Origin of the sequence: Sorangium sp. So ce836 (genome assembly GCF_028553905.1) — a bacterium.
In the GTDB taxonomy this organism is placed as follows: domain Bacteria; phylum Myxococcota_A; class Polyangia; order Polyangiales; family Polyangiaceae; genus Sorangium; species Sorangium cellulosum_D.
Genome location: NZ_CP102233.1, coordinates 4,905,781 through 4,917,827, shown reverse-complemented (window position 1 = coordinate 4,917,827; position 12,047 = coordinate 4,905,781). Strand labels below are relative to the sequence as shown.

The 12,047-nt window shown below is 72.6% G+C and carries 9 protein-coding genes; 3 read left to right on the top strand and 6 right to left on the bottom strand.

Annotation, left to right across the window (positions count from 1 at the left end):
• Positions 1–475: 475 nt before the first annotated feature.
• From NQZ70_RS17960 to NQZ70_RS17935, 6 genes are all read right to left on the bottom strand, one after another.
• On the bottom strand, positions 476–1,159 hold the full coding sequence (locus tag NQZ70_RS17960) for an HAD-IB family phosphatase (RefSeq protein WP_129575307.1): 684 nt from the start codon (positions 1,157–1,159) through the stop codon (positions 476–478).
• Positions 1,160–1,206: 47 nt separating this feature from the next.
• Positions 1,207–2,244 carry an aldo/keto reductase gene (locus NQZ70_RS17955; RefSeq protein WP_129575306.1) on the bottom strand — a complete coding sequence of 346 codons (1,038 nt, stop codon included), beginning with the start codon at positions 2,242–2,244 and terminating at the stop codon, positions 1,207–1,209.
• A gap of 177 nt (positions 2,245–2,421) precedes the next feature.
• On the bottom strand, positions 2,422–2,964 hold the full coding sequence (locus NQZ70_RS17950; protein ID WP_129575305.1) for a non-canonical purine NTP pyrophosphatase: 543 nt from the start codon (positions 2,962–2,964) through the stop codon (positions 2,422–2,424).
• Between the two features lie 12 nt (positions 2,965–2,976).
• On the bottom strand, positions 2,977–3,819 hold the full coding sequence (locus tag NQZ70_RS17945; RefSeq protein WP_129575304.1) for an SIR2 family protein: 843 nt from the start codon (positions 3,817–3,819) through the stop codon (positions 2,977–2,979).
• A gap of 252 nt (positions 3,820–4,071) precedes the next feature.
• Positions 4,072–5,532, bottom strand: a complete 1,461-nt coding sequence (locus NQZ70_RS17940) for an STAS domain-containing protein (RefSeq protein WP_129575303.1) — start codon at positions 5,530–5,532, stop codon at positions 4,072–4,074.
• Positions 5,533–5,902: 370 nt separating this feature from the next.
• Positions 5,903–8,146, bottom strand: coding sequence for a response regulator (locus NQZ70_RS17935; protein ID WP_237245392.1), 2,244 nt, complete (start codon positions 8,144–8,146; stop codon positions 5,903–5,905).
• A 336-nt stretch (positions 8,147–8,482) separates the two neighbouring features.
• On the opposite strand from NQZ70_RS17935, the gene NQZ70_RS17930 reads away from it, so the two are divergent.
• The 3 genes from NQZ70_RS17930 (at position 8,483) to hisA (ending at position 12,040) form a co-directional block, all read left to right on the top strand.
• Complete coding sequence (locus NQZ70_RS17930) at positions 8,483–10,168, top strand: serine/threonine-protein kinase (RefSeq protein ID WP_129575301.1); 1,686 nt, start codon at positions 8,483–8,485, stop codon at positions 10,166–10,168.
• 76 nt (positions 10,169–10,244) lie between these two features.
• Positions 10,245–11,237, top strand: a complete 993-nt coding sequence (locus tag NQZ70_RS17925; RefSeq protein WP_129575300.1) for a hypothetical protein — start codon at positions 10,245–10,247, stop codon at positions 11,235–11,237.
• Between the two features lie 77 nt (positions 11,238–11,314).
• On the top strand, positions 11,315–12,040 hold the full coding sequence (gene hisA, locus NQZ70_RS17920; RefSeq protein ID WP_129575299.1) for a 1-(5-phosphoribosyl)-5-[(5-phosphoribosylamino)methylideneamino]imidazole-4-carboxamide isomerase: 726 nt from the start codon (positions 11,315–11,317) through the stop codon (positions 12,038–12,040).
• The last annotated feature ends 7 nt before the right edge of the window (positions 12,041–12,047 follow it).

The window sequence follows — 12,047 nt, the reverse complement described above, 5'->3', positions numbered from 1 at the left end:
ACACTGTACACCACCGCTAACAGACACTGTCTCAAACCATCTGGGTCGCCGGATCGCGCACTGTTTGCGCGAATTGCGCATGGTTGCGCGAGGATTGCGCGCCGGTTGCGCAAAGACAGCCCGTAAAATCTGCAACCTAGCACCCAGTCGGCATACGCGCCATGCGGCACGGGCCCTGAGCTCGATTCAGACGCCCTGGCCGGTTCACCGCCGCTGCTCCCGCGTTGTTCCCGCCTCGTGCCGTGATGCGTGGTTCACGGGCCGCCGCCGATCGATCGTCCGCGGCGCTGCACGAGCAAGAAACCGTCGCCGGACGGTGAGGTCACCGCAGGAGGTCGCTTTGCCGCAACGCCGTCTGGCACGCTTGACCGGCCTGGCGCTGCGGTGCCCCCATCTCCTCCCGTATAGGACCGTATCAGGACCCTTCGAGCCCCGGCGAGGACGTCGGGTCGGGCGAGGGCCGAGGCGGCTCGCGTCAGCCGCGTCCGGGAGAGCGCTCTCCGGCACGGGCGGCGCCCGACGGACGATCGCCGCCGACGTCGAGCGCCGCGCAGACCTCGGTGAAGCTGTCGAACGGCGTGCACGGCACCCCGTCGCGCGCGCAGAGCACGTCGAGGGCGCTGCCCCGCACCGCGAACACACGATCGCAGCGCCGCGCCGCGGGGTAGTCCAGCCGACCGTCGCCGATGTAGACGGTCGCCGCCTCGCCGGTCGCGGCCTTCAGCTGGTCGAGGACGCGGATCTTGAAATCGTCGTCGGGGCCGAGCTGCACCGCCTCCGGCACGGTCACGCGCCAGCGCCCGTCGAAGACGGCATCGAAGCAAGAAAACGCGGTGTCCGGCGGCAGGAACTCGCGGATGTAGAACGGCAGCCCGTGGCTGACCACATGGAACACCCACCCCCGGCGGGCGCACAGCGAGAGCAGCTCCTCGAAGCCCGGGCGCAGCCCGGCGTGGGGGCGGAGCAAGGCCAGGAGCTCGTCCGCCGGGCGATCCACGTCGGCATAGCCGCGCCGCAGGAGCTCGAACGGCGTGATCTGGCCGCTGGCCGACAGCGTGAGCAACTCCTGCCGCCAGTCATAACGGAGGTGGGCGTCCCAGACTTCGTTCGTCAGGTCGGCGCAGGTGATGGTTCCGTCGAAGTCGCTGAGGATGAGCACGGCCGCGGATTGTGCACGCCTTCGCCCCGGCCGCCAGCGCAGACCGGTCAGACCGCGACGGGGAACGGGTTTCGCTCGGCGAACCCGGTCTGGTGAAAGTAGGGGTACGGGAGCGGCGTCCTGCTCGCGGCGTCCAGCTTCGCGATCTGCTCCGGCGTCAGAGACCACCCGACCGCCCCGAGGTTCTGGCGAAGTTGCTCCTCGTTGCGCGCGCCGATGATCACGTTCGCGACGCTCGGCCGCTGGAGCAGCCAGTTGATCGCGATCTGCGGGACGGTCTTGCCCGTCTCCTTCGCGACCTCGTCGAGCGCGTCGACCACCCGATAGAGGTACTCGTCATCGATCTGCGGCCCGCCCTCGACAGCCAGCTTGTTCCGGAGCCGGCTGACCTCCGGCAACGGCTGTCCGCGCCGGATCTTGCCGGTGAGGCGCCCCCAGCCGAGCGGGCTCCAGACCACCGCGCCGACCTTCTGGTCGAGCGCGAGCGGCATCAGCTCCCACTCGTAGTCACGCGCGACGAGCGAATAATACGCCTGATGCGCCACGTACCGAGAGAGGCCGTATTTCTCCGACACCGCGAGCGACTTCATCAGGTGCCAGCCGGAGAAGTTCGAGCAGCCCAGGTACCGGATCTTCCCCGCCCGCACGAGGTCGTCGAGCGCGCCGAGCGTCTCCTCGACCGGCGTGAGCGCGTCGAAGCCGTGCAGCTGAAAGAGGTCGATATAGTCCGTCTGCAGCCGGCGCAAGCTGCCCTCGATCGACCGGAGCAGGTGGTGCCGCGAGGAGCCGACGTCGTTCGGGCCCGAGCCGAAGCGAAAGGTCGACTTCGTGGAGATGATGACCCGATCGCGCCGGCCCTTGATCGCCTGGCCGAGGATCTCCTCCGCCAGCCCGTTGGAGTAGATGTCGGCCGAATCGAACATGTTCATCCCGGCCTCGAGCGAGACGTCGACCAGCCGGGTCGCCTCGGCCACGTCGGTCGCGCCCCAGCCCCGGAAGAACTCGTTGCCTCCGCCGAACGTGCCCGTCCCTAGACTCAGCACGGGCACCTTGAACCCTGACCCGCCCAGCAGCCTGAATTCCATGGATCTCCTCCGCGTAATGAGGACAACCTCCGACGCAGGGAGCAGACGCCGGACACCAGGCGCTCGCCCCTTTGCCGCGGTCGTGGACGGTTAGGAACTCCAGGGCGATCCGAAAGTCAAGCGCCATCGGGCGGCGCGCGTCGCCCTGGGTGCGCAGGAGGCGCCGCGCGGCGCCGATCACAGGCCGATGTCGCTCCGGAACGCCCGCAGGGCCTCGGTGCGCGCCGCGCAGCGGAGGCGCTCGGCGCGGGGCATCTGCCCGAGCGTCCGCGCGTGCCCGGCCGGGATGAACATCGGCTCCCAGTGGATCCCCTCGTCGCCCCGCCGCTCGCAGGCGATCTCCCCGACAACGCTGCCCGTGTAGATGCGGAGCGTCCGGCCGTCGCAGTAACACACCTTCTGGACGACCCGCGCGGCGCGCGACGTCCCCGGGGGGATGAGGGAGCATATCCGGTCTTGCAGCCGCTCCCAGAACGGCTTCACGAGCGGCCCCGGAAAGCCGTTCAGATGCTCGATGAACAGCCCGCCGTGCTCCACGAAGAGCGGCACGAGCGCCAGCCGGTAGGCGGCGAGCGCCTTCTCGCGCACGACGACGTCGAGATCCGAAGAGAGCACCTCGGGCACGTCGAGCCGCAGGACCCGGAGCGGCGTCGGGCCGTCCTTCCACGCGTGGATCATGTCCTCGAGCTCGTCCTCGTTCGAGGAGACGAAATAGACCATGATGGTCGGCCCTCATCCATCCAGCGCGTCGAGCAGGTCCACCACGCTCTTCGTCTTGTCGTTCGGGTCGAGCTCGATCACGTCGATGTGCCAGTCCTCGAGCAGCGCCGGCTGGACGAGCCCGGCGCCGAAGGTCGCCCAGTAGCCGCGGCGGTTCAGCGCGCGCTTCGCGCCGGGCGCGCTGCCCTCGAGGCGCATCTGCTCCATGCGATACCAGATGTAACGGATGTCCACGTCGCTGAAGCTGTAGCCGAGGAAGAGAAAGGTGTTGCTGAGCAGATCGGCCCGCAGGCGCTGATCGGGCGCGGCCTCGAGCCGGAGGCGGCCGAAATACTGGGCCTCGGTCAGCACCACGGTCTCGGGCCAGTCGAGGTCGCCATGAAACTTGATGACGTGGCACGCCCCCTGGGCCGGGCAACGCGCGAAGTCGTCGAACGTGGAGAGCGCCACGGCTTGCTTGCCCGCGTCCCGGAGCGCCTCCTCGATGTGATGCTCGAAGTTGGTCGTGTAGATGGTCCGGAAATGGCGGCGCGCCAGCGCCTTGTGCTGACGCGAGCTCCTGCGGCGCTCGTCGACCTCGCGCGCGTGGAAGCGCGCGCGCATCTCGGCGATGAAGCTGTCGAGCCCGCCCCCGCACTCCCGGGCGAAGAAGCCGGCGAGCTGCGGGGGCAGGCCGTGCAGCTCGAAGAGCGCAGGCTCGAAGCCGAGCGCCTGGCCCATCCACCCCATCAGCTCCTTCCACATCGGCAGCTGCAGCGGGGCGGAGAAGCCTGCGCCCAGGAAAGGGATGAGGCGCCCTTCCCGGTACGCCTGCCGGAGCGGGACCGCCGCTTGCTCGAGCGTCAGGACAGCCATCGTCAGCGAGCGATGGTATCCCCCCGCCGACCTCGCGCAACCAGCGCTGGCCCGGCCAGGGCGCTTCGCGATCCCGTCCGGGCCGCTCGCTCGCGGCACGTCTCGGCCACGGCGGACCGGACAGGCGCCTGCGCTCGGTGGCACGAGCGAGGCGCTCGCTCGGCCGCCGCGCGCAGACGAGCCGGACGGATGCAGCGCGTCACAAGCGCAGGGGGCCCGCCGCCGGCCGAGGACGCGTCCCGGGCCGCGGCCTCAGGCCCTCCGCCGCCGCGTCACGGACATCAGCGCGGCCCGCATGGTGCCGAACGTCCGCGCCTTCTCGATCCCCGTCCCGAGCTGCGTCATCGTCTGCGCCACCGCGGGCCGGATCCCCGAGATCAGGCACGTCGTGCCCAGGAGCTCGACCGCGCGCACGATGCGCAGGAAATGATCGGCGATCGCCGAGTCCACGACGTCGACGCCCGTCAGATCGAGGATCGCCACGCGCGCCTGCGTGCTCACGATCTCCCGCAGCAGGCTCTCGGTGATCGACGCCGCCCGGCGGCTGTCGATCACGCCGACGAGCGGCAGCGCGAGCACCCCGTCCCACACCTGGATGATCGGCGTGGACAGGACCTGGATCATCTCCTGCTGCCGCTCGATCACCTTGAGCCGCTCCGTGAGGGCTTGTTCGGCGCGCACCCGGTCGGTCACGTCGCGCTCGACCACGGTCACCCCGCCGCGGCCCGAGACAGGCTCACGCAGAATCGAGAGCTTGGTGCTGAAGAACCGCTCCCCTCCCCCATGCTCCCGGGCGTAGCTCACCGTGCGCGGCGCCCCGTCCCGAGCGAGATCCGCCATCGCGCCGAGGAGCACGGCGGCGATCCGCTGCGGCATCACGTCGCTCACGTGCCGGCCGATCGCGCGCTCGGGCGCCTCGTGGAAGGCGCTCATCTCCTTCGGCACATGATAGCTCGTGAGCCGGCCCCCCTCGTCGAGCGTGAAGACGACCTCGCCGAGCGAGGCGAGGATCGCCCGCTGCTGCGCCTCGCTCTGCCGGAGCTCCAGCGTCCGCTCCTCGAGCTTCCGCTTCGCCTCCTCGTGGTGCGCGAGGCGCAGCCGCGTCATCTCCGCGTCGAGCGTCCTGTCCGAAGGGTAGACGCGGAACTCGACGGAGGCCTGGGCCTCGTCCGGCGCGCTCAGGAGCTCGTCCGCCCAGCAGTTGACCCCGAGGGCGTGAGAGAGGATTCCGATGATCTTCCCCTGGAGGAACGGGCAACCCCAGCGCACCGTCGAGCCGCGCTGCATCTCGAGCTCCCAGGGATTCCGCACGACCACCACGGCGCGCCGAGACTCCTTGTCGAACACGGGGAGCTCGAACCGGCCCCACCCCCCCATACCCACGGCGTCCCCCCAGGCGAGGAACCCCTCCTCGAAGGTCTTGCCCAGCACGGTGACCATCGTGTCGTAGTCCTCGGCCGTGCCCATGCTCGAGTGCTGAGCCACCATGAGGCGGAAGAGCGGGACGCCGACCTCGTTGACGAGCGGCTCCAGCATGCGATAGAGCGACGGGTTGAGCCAGAAGAGCACCGACGGAAGACCGTGGGTGAACAGCATGCCCCGGTCGCATTCCCACCGGAAACGCCCCTGGTTCAGCTCGAGGGTGTGGGTGGTCCCGACGCTCTTGACAGTGACGGGCTTCTCCTCGGTGTCCCGGCTCAGGTCGTCTTGCATCGATCCGTCACCCTTCCTCTCGCCCCGCAGCCGAGAGCAGCTCAGGAGTCTCCGCCCGCAAAGCCCCGAGGAAACGCCCGGTCGCGGCGAGCGCGGCGCGGCCTTTCGCGGACTCTTGGTAAGGGGCCTTATCTTGCATGAAAGCGCCACGAAGGGCCAGAAAAGCCGAGCTCGGAGGTCGCGACGCCCCGCGAGCTGCGCCAGGCTCGCCCATCGTGGCCGATCGGCGGACAGAGGCGCTCACCTCGCGCGCCCATGCGCGGATCCGGTCAGCGACGCCTCGGCGCTCCGTACCGCGGCTCCGCGCCTGCTCCAAGGCGCTGGCCGGCGCCGAGCGCGGCATGGCGCCGCGTCGATCCGAGGCCGCGCGCTACGAGCGGGAGAGATCGGGCCGCTCGGGGTGGGCCAGGCGGGCGATCACCTCGATGAGCGCGGCGGGGTCGACCGGCTTGGGGATGTGCATCTGGTATCCCTCGGAGAGCGTCCGATCGCGCGCGCTCTGGCCCGCATACGCGGTGAGCGCGATCGCGGGCGTCGCGCCGCCGCGCTCGGCCGGGAGCGCCCGGACGCGGCGGATCAGCGCGTGGCCGTCCTCGCCGGGCAGGCCGATGTCGCTCACGATGACGTCCGGCCGCCACGGCTCGACGAGCTCGAAGCCCTCCCGCGCCATGCCGGCGACGCGGACCTCGGCGCCCGCCCCCGAGAGGAGGCACGCCATCAGCTCCCGCATGTCCGGCGCGTCGTCGATCACGAGGACGCGCAGGCCGGCCAGGAGCGGCGAGGGGGCCGCGCCGCGGCCCCGGGGCGCGAGCGCGGCGCCCGGAGCGGCGGGCGCCTCCACCGACGGCAGGAGCGGCAGCTCGACGGTGAACGTCGCGCCCCGGCCCGGACCGGCGCTCTCGACGCGGACCGCGCCGCCGTGCAGCTCCACGAGGTGCCGCACGATGGAGAGACCGAGGCCGAGCCCGCCGCGCTGGCGCTGGATCGAGCTGTCGGCCTGGCGAAAACGCTCGAACACGAGGGGCAGAAACTCCGCGCCGATCCCCTCCCCGGTGTCGCTGACGCGGAGCTGGGCCGCGGCGCCGACCTTGTCCAGCGACACGGCGACGCGCCCGCCAGGCGGCGTGAACTTGACGGCGTTGCCGAGCAGGTTCCACACGACCTGCTGCAGGCGACCGCCGTCTCCCCAGACCTTGCCGGCCTCGGGATTCAGCGACAGGGAGACGCTGACCCCCTTGGCGTCGGCGGCCAGCGTCAGCGTGTCGAGCGCGGCGCGGAGGACCGAGGCGAGGCAGACCGGCTGCGCCTTCAGGGTCATCTTGCCGCTCACGATGGCGGAGACGTCGAGCAGATCCTCGATGATCTGCAGCTCGGCCAGGCTGTTGCGCTCGATGGCCTGGAAGCCGCGCCGCATCGTGGCGGCGTCCAGCGTGCCCGTGCAGAGGAGCTGCGCCCAGCCGACGATGGCGGTGAGCGGCGTGCGCAGCTCGTGGCTGAGCGTGGCGAGGAACTCGTCCTTGAGGCGGTCGGCGGCCTCGGCCTTCTCGCGCGCGGCCTGCTCGCGGGCGAGGAGCGCCTCCCGCTCCTCCTCCGCCCGCTTTCGGTCGGTGATGTCGGTCGAGATGCCGCAGACGGCCCACGGCTCGCCAGCCGCGTCGCGCAGCGGGCACTTGATCGAGATGTAGGTGTGCAGGCCGTCGTCCTGCATCACGAGCTCCTCGGCCTGGAGCGGCGTCCGGGCGTCGAGCACCCGCCGGTCGTGGGCGCGGAACGCGCTGGCCTGCGCGGGCGGGAACAGCTCGTCATCGGTCCTGCCGAGGATCGACGCCTCGGTCACATGAAAGAGCGTCTCGAAGTGGCGATTGATGAGCACGTATCGCCCCGCCACGTCCTTCACGTAGATGACGGCCGTCGAGTTGTCGATGACGGCCCGGAGGAGGCTCTGACTCTCGCCCAGGGCCGCGAGGGCCCGCTTGCGCTCGGCGATCTCCTCCTGGAGCGCGGCGTTCGCCGCCGCGAGCTCGGCCGTGCGCTCGGCGACGCGCTGCTCCAGGGCGCCGTGGGCGAGCCGCAGGGCGGACTCGAACTGCTCGCGCATGGCGATCTCCCGCTGCAATTGCGCGTTCTGGGCCGCGATCTTCCGGCGCATCGCGTGCATGGCCAGGTGCGTCCTGACGCGCGCGACGACCTCGTCGAGCTGGAACGGCTTGGTGACGTAATCGACCCCGCCGGCCTCGAACCCCGCGACCTTGTCGGCGGTGTCCGCCAGGGCGGTCATGAAGATCACCGGGATGTCCCGGGTGCTCGCGGACGCCTTCAGGCGCCGGCACGTCTCGAAGCCGTCGATCCCGGGCACAAGCATGACGTCGAGCAGGATCAGATCGGGTCGCAAGAGCTCCGCGCGCTCCAGGGCCTCCTCGCCATCCTGGGCGATCGCGATCTCGAAGCCCTGATCCTCCAGGTGAGCGACGATGACAGCCAGGTTGGCGGGCGCGTCGTCGACGATCAGGAGGGTCTCCGGTCGAGCGCCCTCCGGTCCGTTCACGTCCATGGCCTCGGCCTGCCGCTCGGCGAGGGCTTCGTGTCCGCGCGCAGTCGACTCTGTGATGTGCATCCCCGCCTCGCCCGCGATCCGCAGTCACAGGGGCAGGACGAGCGCGCCGCGCGTGCGCTCCTCCGCTCCCCCATGCTCCTCCTGCCTCACGCCCGCTCGCCGCTCCGGGCCACGTGGAGATCGAGCCCGCGCCGGAGCTTACCACGACGCTGCTCCCCTCGGACTTCCAGGAGCGCAGCACCGGCGGGGAGCTCGCGGGCGCCGGGCTGCGGTGCGCGCGCGGTGATGGGCCCGCTCCGCCATCGCGGCCGCCGGCAACCGATCGAGGAGCGCGCGCTGCCCTTCGCCGCCCCCTGAATCCTTGACGCGACCGCCGCCGCGCGCGACCCTCCCGCCGTGTCGGCCACGCTCGCGGACGGAACGGTCTTTGCGCACCGCTATCGCGTGGTGCGCCTCCTCGCCGTCGGCGCGATGGGGTCCGTCTACGAGGCGGTGCACCTCGAGACCAACCGCCGCCGGGCGCTGAAGGTGATGCACGCGTACCTCTTCCAGAGCGAGGAGATGCGCAGCCGCTTCAAGCGCGAGGCGCAGATCACGGCGGACATCGAGAGCGAGTACATCGTCGACGTCTTCGACGCGGGCATCGACGACGCGACCGGGATGCCGTTCCTGGTGATGGAGCTGCTCCGCGGCGAGGAGCTCGGCCAGCGCCTCAAGCGCCTCGGCCGGCTGCCGCCCGGCGAGGTCGCGACGTACCTCCAGCAGACCGCGTCGGCCCTCGACCGCACCCACGCCGCGGCCATCATCCACCGGGATCTGAAGCCCGAGAACCTGTTCGTGACCCAGCGGGACGACGGGACGCCCCGCATGAAGATCCTCGACTTCGGCGTGGCGAAGCTGCTCGCCGAGGGCGGCACCGCGGCCGGCCTCACGCGGAGCCTCGGGACGCCGATCTACATGGCGCCCGAGCAGTTCCGCGTCGACACGAAGCTCACGAGCGCCGTCGACATCTACGCGCTCGGGATGATCGCGTACACGCTGCTCGTGGGGACGCCGTACTGGAGCCCGGAGGCGCTCAGCGCGGGCGACGTGATCGCGTTCGCGCTGGTGGTCGTCCACGGGCCGCAGGAGCCGCCGGTGAAGCGCGCGATGGCGCATCGGGTGGTGCTGCCGCCGGGCTTCGACGCGTGGTTCGCCAAGGCCGCGGCCGTCGATCCGGCGGCGCGGTTCCGCACCGCGAGCGAGGCGGCGCAGGCGCTCTCGGAGGTGCTCGGCTTCGCCGCGGCCAGCAGCGGACCTCTGCCCCACCCGAGCGCTCCGTCCTGGTCCCTCGCGAGCGCCCCCACGCCGGCGCTCGCCACGCCAGCGCCCGGGACGACCGCGCCCGGGATGACGGCGCCGGGGACGACCGCGCCCGGGATGACGGCGCCGGGGACGGCCGCGCCCGGGATGACGGCGCCGGGGACGGCCGCGCCCGGGATGCCGGCGCCGGGGATGACCGCGCCCGTGCTGATGACGCCCGCGATGACGAGCGTCGCCCCGCTCGGTCCGGAGCACCCGGCCCGCGCGCCGGGCGTGCCGCTCGCGGCGACCATGATGGAGACCTCGATGACCTCCGTCCCCGCAGGGCCGCTCGCGCCTGCGAAGCCCGGCCGGGCGCCGCTCGTCGCCGCGGCGGCCGTCCTCGGGCTCGGGGTGCTGGTGATCGCGGGGAGCTGGCTTCTGACGCGCACCGGGGCCGAGCCGGCCGTGGCCGCGTCGCCGGAGGCCGCCGCGCAGGACGCCGGCGCGCCGGGCGCCGCCGTCTCCCCCGCGCCGACGGCCGGGCCCTCGGCGTCGACGGAGCCCTCGGCCGCGGTGGCCGACCCCTCGGCCGCGGTGGCCGACCCCTCGGCCGCGGCGGCCGAGCCCTCGGCCCCGGAGCCTGAAGCCGCGGCGCCCGCGACGAGCGCCAGCGCGAGCGCGGGCCCGGCCGCGCGCAGGCCGGCGAGCGCGCCCCCGAAGGCGCCGCCGAGGCCGGCCCCGAGCGAGCGAAGGGGCTCCTCGACGCGCCCCAAGGTCCCCTTGCTCGGACGGGAGTGAGATCCATGTCCGCCGCGATGCCGGCTCCCTCCTCGCCCACGCCGGCCGACCTCTCGCCCTGTGGATGCGCCAACCCATGACACGTTGCCTGCGCCGGATTGCCCCTCTCGCCCTCGTCCTCTGCCCGCTCGCCGCCGCAGCGCCCGCCGCGGCGCAGGAAAGCGCGGCCGCGGAGGCCCTCTTCGACCGAGGCCTCGCCGACATGGAGGCGGGCCGGTACGAGGCGGGCTGCAAGGCGATCGCCGAGAGCCATCGGCTCGATCCCAAGCTGGGGGCGCTCTTCACGCTCGCGACCTGCGAGTCGCGGTGGGGCCGCATCGCCGCCGCGTCCGCGCACTTCGGCGAGTACCTGGCGCAGTACGAGCAGCTGCCGCCGGAGCAGAAGAGCCGGCAAGGGGAGCGACCGAAGGTGGCCAGGCAGGAGCGCGACAGGCTGGCCCCGCTCGTGCCGGAGCTCTCGCTCGCCCTCCCGCAAGGCGCCCCCGCAGGGACGGTGGTGAAGCGCGACGGCGACGTCGTGGACAGCGCCGCGCTCGGCGCGAGCGTGCCCGTGGAGCCGGGGGAGCACGTCGTGTCGACCCAGCCGCCGGGAGGGTCCGTCTGGGAGACGCGGTTCCAGCTCGCCCAGGGCGAGAAGAAGCGGGTCGAGCTGCAGGTGAACGACGCCTCGACGGCCACCGCGGGCGGCGCGTCGGGCCGGCGGACGGCCATGTACGTGGCCGGCGGCGTCGGCGTGGCGGGCCTCGTGCTCGGCGGGATCACGGGCGCGCTCACCCTGGGCCGGAAGAGCACCGTCGAGAAGCACTGCGGCAGCGGGATCGGCTCGAGCGACGAGACGGCGTGCGACGAGACCGGGCTCGACGCCGCCGAGAGCGCGAGCGCCACGGGGCTCGTGAGCACGATCGGCTTCGGCGTGGGGCTGGTCGGGCTCGGGGCGGCGGCGATGCTCTACCTGACCGAGCCGAAGCAGAGCGAGGCGACCGCCGGCGCGACGTCAAGGCGGATCCGCGCCGGGGTGCTCGCGGCGGGGCCCGAGGGCGTGGTGCTGGGGGCGAGCGGGGCGTGGTGACGCGGCGGCAGCGCGGACGAGCGCGCGCGCCCTCGCCGCCTCTACCCGCCGGCGCGGAGGCGCGCTAGACCCGCCGCGTGCAGCTCATCCCCGCCATCGATCTCCTCGGAGGCCAGGCCGTGCGCCTCCATCAAGGGCGCTACGATCAGGTCACCGTCTACGACCAGGACCCGGCGGCGCTCGCCGCCCGCCTCCGCCGCTCCTGCGATCGGCTGCACGTGGTCGATCTGGAGGGGGCCCGGGCCGGCCGGCCCGTGCAGGCCGACGCGGTCCGCGCCGTCGTCGCGGCGTTCGGCGTGGACGGGGGCAGCGTGCAGGTGGGCGGCGGCATCCGCTCCGCCGCCGCGGCCGAGAGCTACCTCGCGCTCGGCGCCGATCGCATCGTGCTCGGGACCGCCGCGGTGAACGACCCCGCGCTCGTGCGCGATCTCGCCGGCCGCTTCCCGGGGCGCGTCGTGGTCGCCGTCGACGCGAAGGACGGGCGCGTGGCCGTGCAGGGCTGGGAGCAGGTCTCCTCGGTCACGGCCCTGGACGTCGCCCGCGCGCTCGCCGGCGCCCCCATCGCCGCGCTCCTCTACACCGACGTCTCCCGCGACGGGACGCAGGTCGGCCCCAACCTGGAGGCCACCCGTGAGCTCGCCGGCTCGTGCGGCTTCCCCGTGCTGGCCTCCGGCGGAGTCGGCTCGCTCTCTCACCTGCGCGCGCTGGCGCAGATCCCCGGCGTGAGCGGCGTCATCGTCGGCCGCGCGCTCTACGAGGGGGCCTTCACGCTCGCCGAGGCGATCGAGGCGGCGAGCGCCTGACGGCGCG